The 20,709-nt window shown below is 27.0% G+C and carries 19 protein-coding genes; 5 read left to right on the top strand and 14 right to left on the bottom strand.

Annotated features, from left to right (window positions below; all coding sequences use genetic code 11):
• Positions 1–40 precede the first annotated feature (40 nt).
• Positions 41–706 (bottom strand): hypothetical protein, encoded by a 666-nt coding sequence (locus BRSU_RS02160; protein WP_048593580.1) that lies wholly within the window; start codon positions 704–706, stop codon positions 41–43.
• Positions 707–922: 216 nt separating this feature from the next.
• Here BRSU_RS02160 and BRSU_RS02155 point away from each other — a divergent pair, with 216 nt between their 5' ends.
• The gene (locus BRSU_RS02155) at positions 923–2,350 is read left to right on the top strand and encodes a serine hydroxymethyltransferase (RefSeq protein WP_048593579.1); all 1,428 of its coding nucleotides are present in this window, start codon (positions 923–925) and stop codon (positions 2,348–2,350) included.
• 67 nt (positions 2,351–2,417) lie between these two features.
• Here BRSU_RS02155 and BRSU_RS02150 read toward each other — a convergent pair whose 3' ends face one another.
• Both BRSU_RS02150 and BRSU_RS02145 read right to left on the bottom strand, forming a co-directional pair.
• Complete coding sequence (locus BRSU_RS02150; protein ID WP_048593578.1) at positions 2,418–2,852, bottom strand: PTS sugar transporter subunit IIA; 435 nt, start codon at positions 2,850–2,852, stop codon at positions 2,418–2,420.
• Positions 2,853–2,949: 97 nt separating this feature from the next.
• Complete coding sequence (locus BRSU_RS02145) at positions 2,950–3,606, bottom strand: HAD family hydrolase (RefSeq protein WP_048593577.1); 657 nt, start codon at positions 3,604–3,606, stop codon at positions 2,950–2,952.
• Between the two features lie 105 nt (positions 3,607–3,711).
• Between BRSU_RS02145 and BRSU_RS02140 the strand changes: the two genes are divergently transcribed.
• The 4 genes from BRSU_RS02140 to BRSU_RS02125 all read left to right on the top strand — a co-directional run bounded on the left by BRSU_RS02140 (position 3,712) and on the right by BRSU_RS02125 (position 8,571).
• A complete protein-coding gene (locus BRSU_RS02140) occupies positions 3,712–5,148 on the top strand; it encodes a PTS mannitol transporter subunit IIBC (protein ID WP_048593576.1) in 1,437 nt (478 codons plus the stop codon).
• Positions 5,149–5,165: 17 nt separating this feature from the next.
• The gene (locus BRSU_RS02135; RefSeq protein ID WP_048593575.1) at positions 5,166–6,320 is read left to right on the top strand and encodes a mannitol-1-phosphate 5-dehydrogenase; all 1,155 of its coding nucleotides are present in this window, start codon (positions 5,166–5,168) and stop codon (positions 6,318–6,320) included.
• 99 nt (positions 6,321–6,419) lie between these two features.
• A complete protein-coding gene (locus BRSU_RS02130) occupies positions 6,420–7,181 on the top strand; it encodes a glucosamine-6-phosphate deaminase (protein WP_048593574.1) in 762 nt (253 codons plus the stop codon).
• Between the two features lie 229 nt (positions 7,182–7,410).
• Entirely contained in the window at positions 7,411–8,571 is a 1,161-nt protein-coding gene (locus BRSU_RS02125; RefSeq protein WP_048593573.1) for a phosphopentomutase, read from the top strand.
• 666 nt (positions 8,572–9,237) lie between these two features.
• Here BRSU_RS02125 and BRSU_RS02120 read toward each other — a convergent pair.
• The 11 genes from BRSU_RS02120 to BRSU_RS02070 all read right to left on the bottom strand — a co-directional run bounded on the left by BRSU_RS02120 (position 9,238) and on the right by BRSU_RS02070 (position 20,679).
• Entirely contained in the window at positions 9,238–10,797 is a 1,560-nt protein-coding gene (locus BRSU_RS02120) for a bifunctional metallophosphatase/5'-nucleotidase (RefSeq protein ID WP_048593572.1), read from the bottom strand.
• Between the two features lie 149 nt (positions 10,798–10,946).
• Positions 10,947–12,152 (bottom strand): ABC transporter substrate-binding protein, encoded by a 1,206-nt coding sequence (locus BRSU_RS02115; RefSeq protein ID WP_048593571.1) that lies wholly within the window; start codon positions 12,150–12,152, stop codon positions 10,947–10,949.
• A gap of 33 nt (positions 12,153–12,185) precedes the next feature.
• Positions 12,186–12,995: an ABC transporter permease gene (locus BRSU_RS02110; RefSeq protein ID WP_012671858.1), complete on the bottom strand. Its 810-nt coding sequence runs from the start codon at positions 12,993–12,995 to the stop codon at positions 12,186–12,188.
• A gap of 29 nt (positions 12,996–13,024) precedes the next feature.
• On the bottom strand, positions 13,025–13,843 hold the full coding sequence (locus tag BRSU_RS02105) for an ABC transporter permease (protein WP_048593570.1): 819 nt from the start codon (positions 13,841–13,843) through the stop codon (positions 13,025–13,027).
• On the bottom strand, positions 13,840–14,898 hold the full coding sequence (locus BRSU_RS02100) for an ABC transporter ATP-binding protein (protein WP_048593569.1): 1,059 nt from the start codon (positions 14,896–14,898) through the stop codon (positions 13,840–13,842). Before BRSU_RS02100 ends, BRSU_RS02105 begins: the two co-directional genes overlap by 4 nt.
• 361 nt (positions 14,899–15,259) lie before the next feature.
• Complete coding sequence (locus tag BRSU_RS02095; RefSeq protein WP_048593568.1) at positions 15,260–16,054, bottom strand: hypothetical protein; 795 nt, start codon at positions 16,052–16,054, stop codon at positions 15,260–15,262.
• 179 nt (positions 16,055–16,233) lie between these two features.
• A complete protein-coding gene (locus BRSU_RS02090; RefSeq protein WP_048593567.1) occupies positions 16,234–17,037 on the bottom strand; it encodes a hypothetical protein in 804 nt (267 codons plus the stop codon).
• Positions 17,038–17,202: 165 nt separating this feature from the next.
• Entirely contained in the window at positions 17,203–17,595 is a 393-nt protein-coding gene (locus BRSU_RS02085) for a hypothetical protein (protein WP_048593566.1), read from the bottom strand.
• 102 nt (positions 17,596–17,697) lie between these two features.
• Entirely contained in the window at positions 17,698–18,777 is a 1,080-nt protein-coding gene (locus BRSU_RS02080) for a hypothetical protein (RefSeq protein ID WP_048593565.1), read from the bottom strand.
• A gap of 8 nt (positions 18,778–18,785) precedes the next feature.
• Positions 18,786–19,469, bottom strand: coding sequence for a LolA-like protein (locus tag BRSU_RS02075; RefSeq protein ID WP_048593564.1), 684 nt, complete (start codon positions 19,467–19,469; stop codon positions 18,786–18,788).
• Positions 19,462–20,679: an ABC transporter permease gene (locus BRSU_RS02070; protein WP_048593563.1), complete on the bottom strand. Its 1,218-nt coding sequence runs from the start codon at positions 20,677–20,679 to the stop codon at positions 19,462–19,464. Before BRSU_RS02070 ends, BRSU_RS02075 begins: the two co-directional genes overlap by 8 nt.
• Positions 20,680–20,709: the final 30 nt, after the last annotated feature.

Raw genomic sequence — 20,709 nt, 5'->3', positions numbered from 1 at the left:
TCAAATATATTTTTTATCCTATCACTATTATTAAACTGTTTTATAACGGCTTATTTTTAGTATTATTTCTCTCTATAGCCTCCTCTAATAATTTTCCATTAGGATATATTTTTTTGCTCATTTCAATTAAATATTGATAATTTTGATTATCTTTAATCTTGAAATAATATTGTGATAACCAAACATAAGATAAATATTTCTGATATTTTTCTTTACTATTATTTAATGCTTTATTAAAATACTCAAAAGCCTTTTCATTACTTCCGCCTGCTATAGCCGGCGCATGCATATATCCAATAGCTGTACCTAAAAGAGCGAAAAAATTAGATTTATCTTTATGCAAAATCTTTTTATATATTTCTTTGCTTTTTGATCCGAAAGAAATTTTTTCTGAAAGTCCGCTGTAATAAACTATATAACTCATAAGTTCAGATACGCTTATTAAATAATCAATATCTTCTGATTTCATATAATTCGTATTCTCATTTATGGCTTCTTTCAAATAATTATATTTTTCTTTTTCATTAGTGATGATTTTTGATGTAACAAGAGCATATATATTTTTATAAGTTTTAGAATCATTGTTTTCTATTGACTTTATATTATATGAAGAAGAATAATATTCATTATAAAAATTATTTATCTCTTTAGATTCATAAGAGTATATTATATTTGTTATTATAAATAAAATAAGTATGTATTTCATTTATGCATCCACATAAAGTTAGTATATATCTTTAATTTGTTAGTATATTCTAACATTTAAAATAAAAAAATCAATAGCTGAAATAAATAAAATATTCATAATTTAGAAATACAAAAAAAGACATTAAATAGTATTTTAATAATTGAAAAAAAAACTATATTGATATATCATTACTTCAAATAAAAATTTGATTAAATAAATTTCATTGGAGGAAATATGGCTGTATCTAAGAAAAAAGCAGCAGTAAAATCTTCATCAAAAAAGGTTTCTAAAGCTGCTAAGAAAACAGTTGTTGACAAAAAAGCTGCATCTAAGAAAGCTGTTAATGTAAAAAAAGCTTCAAAACCTGCAGAGAAAAAAGTAGTTGCTCCTAAATATTATGTATCAGAAACTCCATTAAAAAGTGCTGATAAAGAAATATTTGCTGCAATGAAAAATGAGTATAAGAGAGAAGTTAATGGCTTTGAACTTATAGCTAGCGAAAATATAGTTTCACGTGCTGTTATGGAAGCACAAGGCTCTATATTTACAAACAAATATGCTGAAGGCTATCCATCAAAAAGATATTACGGCGGATGCAGTGAGGTTGATGTTGTAGAAGATTTAGCAAGAGAAAGAGCTAAAAAATTATTCAAAGCTCCTTTTATAAATGTACAGCCGCATTCCGGTTCTCAAGCTAATATGGGTGTTTATATGGCAGTTCTTCAGCCAGGAGATACTTGCTTAGGATTATCACTTGATTCAGGCGGACATTTAACTCATGGTAAAAATGTAAATTTCTCAGGAAAAATTTATAATTTCCAACACTATAATGTTAGCAGAGAAACTATGCAAATCGACTATGATGAGCTTAGAGATACTGCAAAAAAACTTAATCCTAAATTGATTGTTGCAGGCGGAAGTGCTTATCCTAGATTCATTGACTTCAAAAAATTCAGAGAAATAGCTGATGAAGTTGGTGCTTTATTAATGGTAGATATGGCTCATATTGCAGGACTTGTTGCTGCTGGTGTTCACCCTAGCCCTGTTCCTCATGCTCATTTCGTTACAGGTACTACTCATAAAACTTTGAGAGGTCCTAGAGGCGGATATATCATTTCTACTGAGGAAGATTTAGCTAAAAAAATAGATAAAACTATTTTCCCTGGCATACAAGGCGGTCCTTTAATGCATGTTATAGCTGCTAAAGCCGTATGTTTTAAAGAGGCTTTGGATCCTAAATTCGTTAAATATCAGGAGCAAGTTGTAAAAAATGCTGAAGCTATGGCTAATATGTTCTTAGCTAAAGGATACGAATTAATTTCAGGCGGTACTGATACACATTTAATATTGGTTGATGTTAAAAAATCTAAAGGCATAACAGGTCAGCTTGCTGAAACTATTTTAGATAAAGCACATATAACTATAAACAAAAACGGTATACCTTATGATACTGAATCCCCAATGGTTACAAGCGGAATAAGATTAGGTACTCCTGCTATAACTACAAGAGGATTAAAAGAAAAAGATGTTATGGAATTAACTCAATATATAGATGAAGTTTTAAGTAATAGTAATGATGAAAAAGTTATTAATGCTGTTGCTAAAAAAGTAGCTACTCTATGTAAAAAATTCCCTATGTATAAATTCATAGCTGATATGTAATATTTTTTATAAAATAATAGGGAGCTTCATTTATTTGAGGCTCCCTTTATTAATTTAAATATTAATATTAATTAAATAAATTCAAAATCTCTTCTGCTTTTAAATCTTCTTCTATTATTTTTTTCAATAAATCATCATCTCCAAGAACATCTGCTAAATCAGCTATTGCATCCTGATGGCTATCAGCATCCTCAGCTGCTAATGTAAAGAATAAATATACTTTTTTTTCTGTCTGATAAAAATCCACACCATTTTTTACTTTTAATAAACTCATTCCTTTTTTTATAACACCCTCTTCAGGTCTTGAATGAGGCATAGCAACACCGTCAGTTAAAACTATATAAGGCCCATTCTTTTTTACATTTTCTATAATAGAATCTACATATCTAGGTTCTATATTCTTAGCATCTAAAAGAGGCTTTGCAGCTATTCTTAAAGCTTCCTGCCAATCTTTTATGCTTTCTACAATTTGTACTTTACCATTTAGCATTTCTTTTAACATATTAAATCCTTTTTAAATCATTATTTTTATATAATATTATATAAATTTCAAATAATTATTAATAAATAAAAAAACATATATAACTAATCTTATAAAACTATAATTCTATATAATTAAATACTTCATTTATTTTATCTACAACTATATAAGCGCCTTTTTCAATAAGCTCTTCTTTGCTGTAACTATTAGTAATTCCTACAGATTTAATACCTGATCTTTTAGCAGCTTCAATACCAGCTAAACTATCTTCAAATATTATGACGTCATCTTTTTTCAAATCATTATTATATCCTTTAAGAATTTCAAATGCATACAAAAATAAATCAGGTTCAGGTTTAGCTCTTAATTTTTCATTAAAACAAGAATATCCTTTAATATATTTAGATATTCCTTTTATATCAGAATATTTTTTAACATAATCAATATTACTATTGGAAGCTATAACCATATTCAAATTTTTAAATCTTTCAAATGTTTCCATAACACCATCAAATACATTCAAATCAGTTTCGAGTAATTTATGAAAATATTTTTCTGTCTCGCTAAAAAAATTATCAGGAACATTATAACCTCTATCTTTCAAGTTATTGTATATATCTTCTGTATGCATACCTGTCATAGCTTCAAAATCAACATCTTTAAGTGTATCCATTTTATTAGCAATAGCTATTAATGATTTTGTATATATACTTTCACTATTAACTAATGTTCCATCAAAATCAAATATTATAGCTTTAGGTTTTATAATATCCATATAAGATCCTTTAAAATATAAAAAAATTATTTAAAGTATTAATTAATTTACAATATATAAAAGTATGATATAATAATAGTACTTAAATTTCAAGGAGTTTTTATTATGAAATTAGATAAAGTACAAAAATTTGGAAGATACCTAAGTAATATGGTACAGCCAAATATAGCAGCTTTTATCGCATGGGGATTAATAACCGCATTTTTTATTCCTACCGGATGGTTTCCTAATGAAACATTAAACGGTTTAGTTTCCCCAATTCTTACATATCTGCTTCCTATATTGATAGCATATTCAGGAGGAAATATGGTATATGGACATAGAGGAGGCGTTGTTGGAAGTATAATGGCAGCTGGTGTAATTGTAGGTTCAAATATACCTATGTTTTTAGGAGCTATGATTACAGGTCCTCTAGGAGCATTCCTAATAAAAAAATTAGATGAATTAATTACACCTAAAATACCTACAGGTTTTGAAATGCTTGTTAATAATTTTTCTGCCGGAATATTAGGTATGATTTTAGCAATTATATCTCTATTTATAATAGGTCCTGTAGTAGAAGCTATAAGCAGTGCATTATCATCTGGAGTACAAGTATTAGTTGATTTAAAATTATTACCTCTAGTTTCAATATTAGTAGAGCCTGCTAAAGTATTTTTCTTGAATAATGCTATAAACCATGGAGTTTTCTCACCTATAGGAATACAACAAGTTACAGAAGCTGGTAAATCAATATTTTTCACAATAGAAACAAATCCTGGACCTGGTTTAGGCGTATTATTAGCATATACTATATTTGGTAAAGGCCGTTCTAAAGCAACTGCACCTGGAGCTGCTATAATACACTTCTTCGGCGGAATACATGAAATATATTTCCCTTACATATTAATAAATCCTATATTAATTTTAGCATTAATAGTTGGAGGTATGAGTGGAGTTTTAACTACTTTGATACTTAAAGGCGGATTGATAGCTGTTCCTGCTCCTGGTTCTATAATAGCAATGTTAGCAGTAACACCTAAAGGCGGATTTTTAGCTACAATATCAAGTGTAGTAGTTGCAACTGTTGTAACATTCTTAATTGCTTCAATATTTGTAAAAAGAGCACCTGAAGAAGATTTGGAAGAAGCAATAGAAAAAAGTAAGTCTAACAAAATTACAAATAAAACTTCTGATAATACTTCAGATAAAAATGAAAATAACAATGCCGTAGAAATAACAGAAATCAGTTTTGAAGATGCAATAAAAAAATTAGAAATCAAAAAGATAGTAGTAGCATGTGATGCAGGAATGGGTTCAAGTGCTATGGGAGCTACAGTACTTAAAAAAATTGCTAAAGAAAAAGGTTTAGAAACTATCACTATAGTAAACTCAGCTATTTCTAATTTAGATGATAGTGCTGATATAATAATAACACAAAAATCATTGACTAATTTAGCTAAAGAAAAGATGCCTAACAAAATACATTTAAGTATTAATAATTTTATGGATAAAAATTTCTACAATGAAATAGTAGATAAAATTAAAGAAAATAAAAAATAATAAGAGGATATAATATCATGAAAAAAATGATTCAAATAGGCGCAGGAAATATCGGAAGAGCTTGTGTTGGAAGATTATTCCATGAAGCTGGATATGATGTATATTTTTCTGATGTAAATACTGAATTACTATCTTTAATATCAAATAGCAAGTCTTATAATATAAGAATGGTTGGAAAAGATGTTGATAAAACAATAAAAATAGATAAAGTTGATAAAGTACCCGAAGATGAAGAGAATTTATTAAAATTATTTGATGACATAGAAATTATAACAACTGCTGTGGGAGTTAATATACTTCCTAAAATAGCTCCATTTGTAGCTAAGGCTATAAAAAGAAGATATGAAACAAAAAATGAAAAAGCATTGAATGTTATTGCTTGTGAAAATACTACTGGAGCTTCTTCTAAATTAAGAGATAGTGTTTATGAACTTATAGATGATGGTATAAAAAAATGGATGGAAAATAAAATAGTTTTCCCTAATGTTGCTGTTGACTGTATAGTTCCTACTATAAAAAATTCTGATCCGCTTACTGTTACTTGTGAAAATTTTGCTGATCTTATAATAGACAGAGCAGTTTTCATAGGAGATTTGCCTCAAGTTGAGGGATTATCTTTAAAAGAAAATTTAAATGCCTATGTTGAAAGAAAATTATTTACTTTAAATACAGGACATGCAATAACTGCATATTTAGGATTCAAAAACAATAAAAAGACTGTATATGATGCTATAAATGATGAAAGCATTAAGAATACAGTATTAGGTGCTATGAGAGAAAGCGGTGCTGTTTTAATAAAAAGACATGGATTTAAAGAAGATGAACATGAAGCTTATATACAAAAAATATTAAGCAGATTTTTTAATCCTTATTTAGAAGATTCTGTTTTAAGAGTTGGAAGAGAACCTATGCGTAAATTATCATATAATGATAGACTAATAAAGCCTATATTAGGTACTTTAGAATATAATTTAAAACATGATAATTTGGTTAAAGGTGTTGTAGCTGCTTTCCAATTCTATAGTGAAGATGATAATGAAAGTAAAGAACTTAAAAAAATGCTTGATAGTGAAAATTTATCAGATGTAATTCTAAAAGTAACAGGTTTGAAAAATGAAAAAGCTTTATTTGATGAAATATATAATGAATTAAGTAAGGTATTAAAAAAATAAATAATGATTATGTTTGATAATAAATAGTAGATATGTTATAATTTCCAAGTAAGGGAATTTATGAAAAATCTATAAAATTAATAAAAAGGAGCAATCATTATGGGATTAAAATTAGTAATTGCTAAAGATGCTAATGCTGTTGGTAAAAAAGTTGCATCAGAAATCATTAATCTTTTAAAAGAAAAGAAAGATGCTGTTTTAGGACTTGCAACAGGAGGAACAGCTGAAGTTGTTTATCCTCATGTTATAAAATCTTATCAGAAAAAAGAAATAGATTTTAAAAATGTAAGAACTATAAACCTAGATGAATATAAAGGTTTAGACGGAAAAAATGAACAGAGTTATAGATATTTCATGGATAATAATTTATTTAATCATGTTAATATTGATAAAAAAAATACTTTTGTTCCAAAGGGTATAGGCGATAAAGAAAAAAACTTAAAAGAATTTAATGATAAATTAAACAAATATAGCAGAGATTTACAGCTTTTAGGAGTTGGACCTAATGGACATATAGCTTTTAATGAACCAGACGAATTCCTACATGCTGATGCTTTATGTGTAAAACTTGATGAAAAAACTATTAAAGCTAATTCAAGATACTTTGCATCAGAAAAAGATGTACCAAAAGAAGCATTTAGTATGGGTATGGGCGGAATATTAAAAGCAAAAAAAATAGTTATAGCTGCTATAGGTAAAGCAAAAGCTGCTGCTATGAAAGAGCTTCTTACAGGAGATAAAATCACAACTAAATGTCCAGTTACTTTCCTTAAACTTCACAATGATGTTGTTGTTGTTATAGATCAAGAAATCGCTGATACAATACCTGAATTAAAGCAGAAAAAAGGATGCAAAAAATAATAAATAATTATTAAGTTTATTATAAAAAAAGGATAGTTTCATACTATCCTTTTTTATGCCTAAATATTTGTATTTTTTAACTTATTTTACTACATTTAATACTTTATAATGCTCTATTATCTAATAAAATATCAATATAATTTTTTTTATTAGATATTATTTTATATAATTCTCAAAAAATGGTTATATTTATATTATATATAAAAACAAAATATAGGATAATAAAAATATGAATAAAAAGAAAGCCGTTTTAATAGTAGTGGATAGCTGCGGTGTAGGTGCTTTACCCGATGCTTCCGACTTTGGTGATGAAGGAGTAAATACTCTTGCTCATTTGGCTAAAGCTAATGGTGGAATAAGTCTTCCTAATATGGAAAAAATAGGACTTGGAAATATAATAGATATAGAAGGGGTTGCTAAAAATAATGATGCTATAGGATATTATGGTAAAGCTATGGAAGCCTCAAAAGCAAAAGATACATCTACAGGACATTGGGAAATAGCAGGACTTGTATCTAAAAAACCATTTAATACATATCCTAATGGATTTCCTGATATCACTATAAAAAAAATAGAAGAATTTTCAGGAAGAAAAGTTGTATGTAATAAACCTTACTCAGGCACAGAAGTTATAGATGATTATGCAGATGAACAATTAAAAAATGGTTCTTTGATAGTTTATACTTCTGCTGATTCTGTACTTCAAATAGCGGCACATGAAGAAATAATACCTATAGATGAACTTTATAATATATGCAAAAAATCTCTTGAAATATGCAATGAATATTCGCCTGTAGCAAGAGTTATAGCACGTCCTTATATAGGAAGCAAAGGTAATTATAAAAGAACTGAAAGAAGACATGATTATTCTGTACCTCCAAGCGGTGAAACTATGCTTGACAGATTAAAAAATAATAATATTCCAGTTGTAGGCATAGGAAAAACAAGCGATATATTTGCAGGAGTTGGAATTACAGAAAATAGACAGACTAATAAAAACAATCTTGATGGTATAGAAAAAACTATTAAGGCTATTAAGGAAATTGATGAAGGATTAATATTTACAAATTTAGTTGATTTTGACATGCTTTATGGGCATAGAAGAGATGCTAAAGGATACAAAAATGCTTTGGAAGAATTTGATAAATATATACCAGAAATGATAGAAAATTTAAATGATGATGATTTATTTATCATAACTGCAGATCATGGATGCGATCCTACATACAAAGGAAGCGATCATACAAGGGAATATATACCTATACTTGCTTATGGAAAAAATTTGAGAAAAAATGTTAATATAGGAATAAAAGAATCTTTTGTTTCTATAGCGGCATCAATAGAAAAGCATTTAATTGGTAATACTGAATTAGAAGGTTGTTTTTTATAATAAAATTTATATATTATAAATGACTTAAAAACAAATTTATCTATATGATAATAATGATATTTTTTAATAATAATACTCATAAATAATTTTTAGGCTGGCATTATTAATTTAATGTCAGTCTTAATTTTTGTAAAAACAAATTAAATATATTACTGCGTACGCAGAGTAAAATTAAAAATATCAATAAAGTTCTTATCACAATTAATATAAAAATAGCAAACAAAATTAAACGTACGTTAAGTTACATTTTAAATTATAATAAAAACTTGGGCGGGTATTTTTTATTTATAAAAATATAAAAAGCATAATTTAAAATCAATAATTCATAATAAAATTAAAAATAATAATGGGCGGAAATTATAGAATAATTTTAAAATTAATTATAAATCCCACCCTATTTCCTTATCATTATAATTAGTCATTTTTACTTTTTATTTCAATTTTATTATTATAGCTATAGCATGCCCCACTCTAATTTTTTAGTATTTATTATCTATCTCAGCACGCGTTTAAAATGAAAATTATTTTGCATATAAATCAATGATAGCATTTTTTTATATTTTAAAATCTAATTACCGCATGTAAATAATTTTATTGTATATAAAAAATAAGAGCCTAGCTTAATTAAGCCAGACTCCTATTGATCTTTTAAATAATCAACTATAATTATTCAAATATTACTCTTGGATTGTTGTCAATATAATCAGTCGATATATTATTAAGTTCTTTAATCTTTGATATTAAAGCATCTCTTATATCATTTCCTGTATAAACAGCATTTTTTCCTTTTCTTCCTATAGGATTATTTTCTGCATCAACATATCCATCTCCGCCGTCAAATACAAAATCTGATAAAATTACAGTATAATCTTTAGATTCGCTTATATCTTCTCCATTTAATTTAGCAGATACTAACTCACCATTTGCAGTATATTTTACTTCCATACCTTTTGAATATTGTAAAAATCCGCCCTTTCCTCTCTTTTCACCTGAAAGTTTAATCATATCAAGTACATCTTTTCCATTCAATGAAACTATAATAACTTCATTGTTAAAAGGAGCAAATTCATTCTGTATATTTCCTAAAGTAATATCACCAGCTTTTAATACAGATCTTAAATTTCCAGAATTAATCATTACAATATCAACATTTTCATAAGAATCTTTTACTAAATCACAAGCAAAATTTCCTATAGCCATGGAGTTTGATCTTATTCCATCATGAGCTAATTCTACAGGCAAAGTTCCTATTCTTACATTAAATTCTTTATCCACTGTACCTTTCATCTCATCAATAAATGCAAGCATATCTTGATCCTGCTCTATAGTCTGATCCATTGCTACCAATTTATAATCTAAATTATTTTTATCCACTACTCCATTATTAACATTTAAATTAACATGTCCTAAATAATGTCCGTAAGATCCAGCCTGTACTATAGGAGTACCATTAACAACTTCAGCTTTTTCTAATTCAGTATGACTATGTCCTCCTATTATTATATCAAAAGTATTAGGTATAGCCTCAGCAATTTTTTTATCGCCTTCATATCCTACATGACTAAGTAATATTGTAACATCATTAGTAGTATTAAGAGGAGTTTGTTTTATGAAATCTTTTAATGATTTAATTTCTTCTTCAAATATTAAACCCTCTATATTTTTAGGACTATAAACAGAATCTGTTGTTGTTACACCAATAATTGCCACATTAAGACCATTAACATTTGTAACTATATATGGAGTTGCATAATAACTATTGTCTGACTTATTTTTGATGTTTAGAGAAAGTGTAGGAAATTTTCTCTCTTTCATTATTTCTGTAAAATTACTAAGTCCGTAATCTACAAAGTGATTTCCAACAGCAGCAGCATCAACACCTATCATATTCATAATATCAACTTCATCTCTTCCCTGAAATACTGTAGAATAAACACTTCCTGTAATAGTATCACCTGCATGAAGAACTAATACATTGTTATTATCTCCTTTAACTTGCTTTATATATGAAGCTCTTCTAGCAGCTCCGTACATATAATTTGTTTCAGGAGGATTTACATCGCTATTAACAACTCTCTCTTCCTCATCTTTTCCATGAGTATCGTTCATATGTATTATAGTTAAATTACCTGTATTTCCTGTTTTTTTTGAAGCAGAATTAGAACAGGAATATGAAAACAAAAGTATTAAATATAATAACAAAATAACATGCAATCTTTTAAACATCTGAATGCTCCTTAAAAATATTATATTTAAATTATATATATATTATTCTCTTTTTCAAGACAATTTAAAAAATAATAATAAATATTAAAGCCTAGTATACTAAAAAATATACTAGGCTCATATATATAATAAAATATTAATTTTTTATATTAATTTTCTCTTCTTTTCATCTTTTTCAATACTATAATAACTACACAAAGAAGAACTATAACCCCCAAAGCAACAGGTATTACCCAACCTTTATATGTAGTGTCATTAGAAAGTATTTCATTCCATAAATCTTCCATTAATATATTAGTTTCATCAGGTAATGTTATATAAACTTCACAATTATCCAAAGTTTCCTTATCAGGATATATTATTTTATTGTTTCTAGTTTCAGTGCTCATTATAGCAATAGCTCCGTCATTTGGAGAAGCATAATTTATAAACTCTATATTAGCTAAAGCTATTTCAGGTTCTGATAAGAAGTTTATATACATTTCACCTAATTCTGGAGATCCTGAAGAAGCAGGTATACATATAGAATCTACAAATAAATTAGCACCTTTTTTAGGAATAACAAAATTTAAATCAGGGTTATTATCGATCATAGTTAATGAGTCTCCAGCATAGTAAACACCTATAGCAGCCTCTCCAGCTTCCATTTTGTCATACATCTCATCCATTACATAAGACTGAACTAAAGGTTTTTGACTCTTTAAAAGTTTTGCACATTCTCTAAGCTCTGATTCATTAGTAGTATTAAGAGAATATCCTAAATATGCCTGTGCTATTCCAAAAGCATCTCTAGGATTATAATACATAAGTATTTGTCCTTTATATTTCTTATCAAAAAGTATTTTCCAATCTATATTCTCAGGACTTTCCTCTACTAAAGTTTTATTATAAATTATTCCAGTTACACCCCAAGTATAAGCTAAAGAATATTCTCCTGTAGGATCGAATGGAAGATTCTTAAATCTATTAGCTATGTTAGTATGAGCAGGGATATTATTGTAATTTAATTTTCTTACTAAATTTTCCCTTATAAGTCTTTCTATCATATAATCAGAAGGAATAATAACATCATACTGAATACCACCTACTTTCAACTTTACATACATCTCTTCATTAGAAGCAAAAGTAGAATAATTAACTTTTACTCCAGTAAGTTCTTCAAATAATTTGTTTACATCTAATGATCCATCAGAACCATCTGATATATACTCTCCCCAGTTATAAACATTAACAGATAAGTTTTGTCCTTTGTACTTATGATAATAATTAGTATCAAATACACTAAGACTAACAGTTTTTTGTGCATTTGCTGCTATAGCAATTAATATGAAAATCGTAAAAATTTTCTTTTTCATTTTTTATTTTCTCCTTATAAATAATTTTTTTAATTAATGTTTATTTATTTTCCTTTTTAACTGCATCAAATATTTTTCCTTTTTAATCTCTTTTAAATTCATAATAACGAGACTTACAAGCACAACTATAAATATAACAGTAGATATAGCATTAATCTCTGGACTTACTCTCTTTCTAGTCATAGAATATATTGTAATAGGTAAAGTTTGAGAAGTAATACCTGTAGTAAAATAGCTTACAACAAAGTCATCTAATGAATATGTTAATGCCATTAAAAATCCTGCAAGTATTCCAGGAAGTATATCCGGTATGACAACCTTCCAAAAAGCCATTGATGGAGTACATCCTAAATCTAAAGCAGCTTCATATAAACTATTATCCTGCTGTCTTAATTTAGGAAGCACATTCAATATAACATAAGGTACATTAAAAGTTATATGTGCTAAAATCAAAGTAGTAAATCCGAATTTAAGTTTCATTATCACAAATAAAAGCATTAAAGATATACCTGTTACTATTTCAGGATTGATTATAGATACATAAGTAATACCCATAACAGCATTCTTCATCTTTTTATTGAAACTGTTTATTCCTATAGCAGCCATTGTACCAAGTATAGTAGCAAATACTGAAGATACAGCAGCAACAATTATAGTATTAAAAAAAGAATTAAGTATCAAATCATTTGAAAATAATTCTTTATACCAATGCAAAGTAAAACCGGTAAATACTCCTCTTCCTCTTGCTTTATTAAAAGAGAAAAAAATCAGTATAGCTATAGGAGCATATAAAAATAGAAATATAAAAGCAATGTAAGTTCTTGATAGTATTTTCTTTATCATAACGGCATATCCTTAAAATACTCTTTTAATTATAGAAACATACCCTTAACATCTTCATCTTCTTCATCTATCTGCTGCATAAGCATGATAGCGCATAAAGATATTACGATTAATACCAAACTTATAGCCGAACCTAAATTAGGATTATAAGACATGCCTAAAAATTGCATCTCTATTAAATCGCCTATAAGTATATTGGATCCTCCACCAAGCATACGCGAAATCACAAATGTACTTACAGCAGCCACGAATACCATTGTAACTCCAGCAGCCATTCCCGGTAAACTTAATGGAAATATTACTTTGCTGAATACATTGAAAGAATTGGCCCCCAAATCCTGAGAGGCTTCTATTAAACTCTGATGTATTTTAGTCATAACAGAATAAAGCGGAAGTATCATAAAAGGCAAATAGTTATAAACCATTCCTATTAGTACAGCTGCCTGAGTATTTATAAGTTTTACAGGAGAAAGTCCCATAAACATAAACATTTTATTTATAAGACCATTATTTTCTAATATTGTCATCCAAGCATAAGTTCTAAGAAGAAAGTTCATCCACATAGGAAGCATTACAAGCATTATTAAAGCATTCTGAACAGTTTTTTCCTGTCTTGATATATAATATGACAAAGGATAAGCAAGTATCAAACATATCAATGTAGCAATAAAAGCAAGTATTACAGAACGAATTATAACAGGAGTAAATCCTGTAACATTTGCAAAGTTGTTTAGAGTGAAATCTCCTCTTTGATTGGTAAAAGCAAAATATATAACTAAAAAAAGCGGTACTAATACAAAAACTAATGTCCAAATTAAATAAGGTATTGCTGGTATTTTTGTTTTCATATTATCACCTCTTCTATAGTTTTTTTCATAATATGTATATTTTCTTTAGCAATATCTATTCCTATTTCAGTGCCTGCTTCCCATTTTTCTGTAGAATGTATTATCCATTTATAACCATGAGCATCAAGTATCATCTCAAAATGCACACCTTTAAATATAGCAGATTCTACCAATCCTGATATATTAGCATTTTCAGGAGGTACAACTATTATATCTTCAGGACGTATAACAACATCGACTTTCTCTAGCTTTTCAAATCCCTTATCCACACAATCGAATATATAACCGGCAAACTCTACAACGTAATCATCATGCATAATGCCGTCTATAATGTTGCTCTCACCTATAAAGTCAGCTATAAATGCATTCTTAGGTTCATTGTATATATCTTCTGGAGTGCCTATCTGAAGTATTTCACCATCTTTCATTACTGCTACAGTATCGCTCATAGTAAGTGCCTCTTCTTGGTCATGAGTAACATATACAAAAGTAATTTCCAATGACTGCTGAATTTTCTTAAGCTCTATTTGCATTTCTTTTCTAAGTTTCAAATCCAATGCTCCCAAAGGCTCATCAAGAAGCAAAACTCTAGGTTTATTAATAAGTGCTCTTGCAATTGCTACTCTCTGCTGCTGACCGCCTGAAAGTCTGGCAATATTTCTATTTCCGTAATTTTCTAAGTTCACCATTTTTAGCATTTGATGAACTCTTTCTTTAATCTCTGATTTAGGAACTTTTTTAAGATTAAGTCCGAATGCAATATTTTCAAAAACATTTAAATGCGGAAACAAAGCATATCTTTGAAATACAGTATTTACTTCTCTTTTATAAGCCGGAGTATCATTAATAACTTTTCCGTCAAAAAGCACTTCCCCTGAATTAGGCTTTATGAAACCTGCTATAGTTCTAAGTATGGTTGTTTTACCGCAGCCTGATGGCCCTAAAAGAGTTAAAAATTCTTTATCTTTGATGTCAAGATTAAGATTTTCTAGTATAGAATTTTCATCATAAGAAACATTGATATTTTTTAAAGACACGATAATATTATCGCTCATAATGAAGCCCCCTATGCGTATATTTGCAATAGCCTCCGTAAAATTACGTATATACATCTTAACGTATAAAACGCAGTTTACTCGTCGCTTACCCGCATAGGGTTTTTTTCGTTCTAGCTAATTATAATTAATAATAAGCCTTTCTTAGTCAACAGATACACCTGCAAAGAATATCCATTACTTGAGCTATTGCATAATTATTTTTAATGGGTTTCAATATAATACAAATATAAATAATGTCAATAGTATATGAAATATTTTTATAATTTTTTTATATAAATATTTTTCAATACAAATAAAAACGAGGCTCTATTAAAAGCCCCGTTTTCTATTACAATATTAATACTATAATATTGTAATCCTATTTTTTACTAAGTAAAGGTGTTACAACTTCTTCTTTAGGTATTATTGAATCATCTGTATAACCTGTGATTTTACCGCCTTCTATTTTTGGATTAAATTTTATTGCTGTTTCTTTATCATACCTAACCAATTTTAATTTTCCGTCAGTATCCATACTTATTGAAGTTCCATTATAATAATTTCCAAATACATAATATGTATTGCCATCAGCTTCGAAAAATGAAGTTGGTATAATCAGCTTAGAATATACATCTGAATAACTTGTAATAGTTTTTGAATTAATAGTTAAAAAATATGATAAACCGCTTACATTCATACTTTCCCAATCCGCATACCAATCTTTAGGTATTTTATGATTTTCCTGTAAATCTGTACGAATTATACCTTCTATTGTACTTCCATCACTTTTAGTAATATTAACGCCTCCTTTACGGCCATTTACATCGGTAGGAAATATAATAGATCCTTGTAATTCATTATTATATATCAAATAAACTCTGGCATCATTTCCTAATGATTCAATTATATCACCTTCAGCATTTACACTATATATATCAGATTTAGTCAAATCAGATTTTACTCCGCTCTGCTGTAGACCTATTATTCCTCCATCTTTAATTGTTATTGTGTAAGTCTCGCCATCCATACTGAAAAACTTATAACCTATATTTTCATAAATAGAAGATATACCATTAGCTTTGTATTCTTTAACTTCAGGAGTGATTAGTTTATAATTACAACTTATCACTAAAAAAGTTGAAACTAATAAAGTAAATAAAAATAATTTTTTCATTATATTTTATCCTTTTTTTAATTTTTTATTATAATATGTATCTTTGTTTAATTATTAAATATAAAAACAGTTAATAATTAAAAATGAGTTTTCTAAGAACCATTTATTTTATTAAAATCAAAATACTTTTTACTGTTTCTTTAATACTATATAGCTGATTCAAATAAACAGTTATACTATTATTTTTTACTTAATACAGGTAAAGTTATTACTCCTCCTGAATGCGAATTATCTTGAGCTCCGGTAACTTTACCATCTTGTATAACTGGATCAATTTTTGTTATCTCATTCTTTTTAAAATGAATTGTTAATGTTCCAGCCCCATTCTCATCTAAAACCATACTAGTTCCAGTATAACTATATCCAATTACTTCATAGGTATTTTGTTGAGTAGACTCAAAAAATAAATTTGGTATCTTAATATCAAGATCTTTATAAATCATTGAAACAAGTTTAGCATCAATATTTAAAGTGATCTTTTCACCTGTTGCAGTCTGTGTACCTTCCCAAGGACCATAAAGAGTTTGGGGAATCTTTGAACTTTCTGGTAAATCTTCAGCAATTATTCCTTCTATTTGAGTTCCATCATTTTTAATTATATTTACACCTATACGATTATTCTTAATCATAAGAGATCCTTTTAATTCATTATTATATATCAAATAAACTCTAGGAATATTACCAACAGCATCTCCTTCAAGATTTTTACTATATATGTCTGCTTTAGTCAAATCAACTTTTACTGTACCCTGCTGTAAACCTGTTATAGCTCCATCTTTAATAGTTATTGCATAAGTTTCACCATCCATACTAAAAAACTTATAAGAGCTATTTGCATAAATAGAAGATATTCCATTAGCTTTGTATTCTTCAGTTGTAGGTTTTGTAGTGCTGCCATTTGTAGGATTTGTAGGGCCATTACTACAACTTATTACTAAAAAGCTTGCAACTAATAAAGTAAACAAAAATAATTTTTTCATCATAAGTTTTGCTCCTTTTTTAATATATTTATATTGTATATTTTTTAATAAATTATTCAATGAATAAAAAATTAAATTTATATTAATAATATTGATAATAAAATTTTAATTTTATATACAAAAAAAGGAGCTTATTAAAAGCTTCATTTATTTTTTATAGTTTATTTCTTACTGTTTTGTAAGCGTGCCCGATAATTGCTTACCATTATCATAATATACTATTGTTACATCTAATGATGTGCTGCTGAACTGCAAGTCAAAACCGCTTGTTCCCTGTGAAGCAGTATATTTGCCATTACCTAGACTTATTATGTTTTTTGCTTCAATTCTTACTGTGCCATTTAAATTTAAATCAAAAGAACCATCACTATTTATTGAAATTTCAGCTTTTGAAAGTACTCCTGATTCATCAATAAGATCGCCTGAATATCTGTTTCCTCTGTACTCTTTTTCTATGCCTTCATCTGAACCTGTTACATCCAACATACTGCAGCTTAAAGAAAATAAACTCAAGGTTAATAAAATAAATAAAAGTTTAAAAATGTTTCTTTTTCTTTTCATAGAACCCTCCCAAAGCTTTTAATTATAAATATATTTTTTACTATGTCAATATAAAGTTTTCATAATTAAAATATTATGATTAAAATTAATAAGGATATAGGGTTAATAGTTATATTCCAATGATATTTCAAATGTATGCTCTAAAATTTCATCATTATTGAAAGGAGTATAATAATTAAAAGTAAAATTAAAATTATTATAATTAATAAGAAGTTTTGTATTTAAATCCATTTTATAATTAGGAGAATGAGAGAAATAAGTTATTATATTAAATAAATTATTAAGTAAAGATAAATAAAGCCCTATAGAATAAAAAGAATGACTATCCTCATAAAAATATTCTACATAGGGACTAAGTATAAAATTATAATTATAAATAAAAGCATAATTAATGCCTAATAAACTTTTTATATCATTGAGACTCTTTCCTAAATTATTACTGCTTAAAATATTATAAGTAACATTTCCATAAAGTTTAAAACCTATATCGAATATATATGAAGCCTCAAAACCAAGCATTAAATTATTTTTCTTTTGTAAATCATAAGTATATTTTGTTATACCCATTAATCCCAAATGAGATGAAGAATATTTTAAATAATACCAAGAAGTATAATACTCTGGTTCCTTTAATAAGTCTATTGATTTAGTGTCCGTAATAAATCCTATTGAATGAGTAATATTTCCTTGATAAAAATTAAGCTCTGTATTATATAAAGACTCATAATCATTATAAAGTACACTTTCACCAACAAACATATATTGCCTGTTGAAACCTTCTCCGAAATGAAATTTCCTCTTTCCTATATAAAATCCTAAAATCTCATTTATATAATTAAATTGTATTTCATCAAATGTAAAAGAAGCATAAGCCTTATTATTATTTTGTTTTATAAGACTTCCATTCTCATAAATAAATTCTGTATCATCTTTAGTATATATCTTAATTGCAGGTTTAAATGAAAAATAAAAATTATTGTCAATATATTCAAAACCTAAATAGATATATGTTTCATTACTAAATATTGAATCTCCTAGATATTCATTTTCTTTTAAATCTACATAATTAAAACTATTCTTTATACCAAATCTAGGAATCATATCAGCAAATGCTATAGATGATACAATAAATATAAAAAAAGTTAAATATACTATTAATCTATTAAACAAAGTAGGTTTCATTATTTTTATTATTCTTTAAACAAACCAAAAAGCATTTTCATATTATCACTTCTGAAATATGAGCTTGAATAGCTTGAAGATTCTATTTTTTCTACATGGCATACCGTACTTATATTTTTACTAATAATCAAATTATAGAACTCCATATCATTAAAATAATTATTACTTATCTTATATATTCCTCTTTTCAAAGCCTTACCGCTATTATCAAAAAAGTCTATAGTATATCCTCCAGACATTTTTTTTAAAATAGCTTTGGAATAAGGTACACTCTTATTTTTCTTTACTAAATTTATTTCTTCAGTACTAACAATTTTTTCTACTTCATAATCATCAACAAAATTAATCGACATCAAATCATTCATATTTGCTGCACCTGTTACAATATAACTTCCAGAAATTTTTAAAGGAGAAATCTGCCCTCTTGACTGGACAAAAAATCCCTGATTATTAGCAAGAAAAAGAGTATTATTATTTTTTAAATACATTAATTTATAATCTTTTCCTACTATCATATCAAAATCATTAACTTTCTTTTTACCATCTTTTATATCTGTGAAAGTGCCGGACATTTTATAACTTTTTCCATCTCTATTATAGATTTTTACGAAATCACTAAATATGTCCTGACCGTACAAACTAAAAGATAAAACACTTACCATTAATAAAATTTTTGTTATTTTTTTACACATACTTTATCACCTCTATTATAGGCATTTTTATAACCTTTATTATTGGATAAATACCTGCCAATATTGATACAGATAATACCCATGCAAATATTAAAACAGTATCTTTAAATGTTAGTAATAAACTTAAAGGATAACCGTCTGTAGCACCTGGAAATTTCATTATAAAGTTTGAAGCATTCAATATACCTGAAGCTCCATAAGAAATTATTATTGAAATAACAGAACTCAATACTGCCATTATAATAATTTCCAAAAATAAAAGCAAAGTTACATTTTTTATATTTATACCCAAAGCTCTCATAGTACCAAATTCATTTAAACGCTCTAAAAAATTTGTTGTAAGCATTTGCATAACTGAAACAAATACTAATATACTTAATATAAGTAATGCTATTAAATAATTATTAGTATTCATATCAATAACAGAAAGTAAAAATGCATTTAAATCCTTCCAATCTTTAGCTTCATAATTTAAATTATTTTCACTAAAATATTTATTAAGATCATTTTTTATCTCTTCTGCTTTTTTATAATCTTTTAAATATACTAATAAATTATGTGCATTACCATATTCAAGTCCAAATACTTCATATACTGCATTAAGCGGAGTATATATTGTAATTTCATCAGCAGCAGTATTATTTAAAGATATTAAACCAACAGCCATTAAAGAACCTAAATTTATACCATCTCCAAAATCAGTCATCAAATTTAAATAAGGCTCTTCATCATAATTAAGATTAAAAAATTCTCCTAAATCTTTACCTAAAACCATTGTACTAATATCATCGTCAAATATAGGAGTTCCTACTTTTAAAGAAACTGATGACATTATTTTTGAAGGTTTTTCATAGGCATAACCTGAAAAAAATTTACTTTTATTTTCATTACCTATAAGTCCGCTTATATCAAGTTTTTTCTGATAATCATTAACTTCATTTATAGTATCAAGTTTTTTATAAATTGCTTCAAAATCATTGTTATTAAGCATATTAATTTTTTCGCTTTTATTATCCCAATAAGATTTATCAGCTATTACAACAGAACCTCCACTCATATTGATGCTAGTAATAATACCTTCTTTTGTGAAGTTATTATATCCACTTATCATCATAAGAGATACAAAAGACACTATAATAAGTATCATATTCAAAATAGTTCTGGTTTTATTATACCAAAGGTTATCAAATGCTAATTTTATTATATTCATTTATTTATCCAATTATAGTCATTAATATAA

It is taken from the genome of Brachyspira suanatina (assembly GCF_001049755.1).
Lineage (GTDB): Bacteria > Spirochaetota > Brachyspiria > Brachyspirales > Brachyspiraceae > Brachyspira > Brachyspira suanatina.
This window is presented reverse-complemented; position numbering and strand designations above follow the sequence as displayed.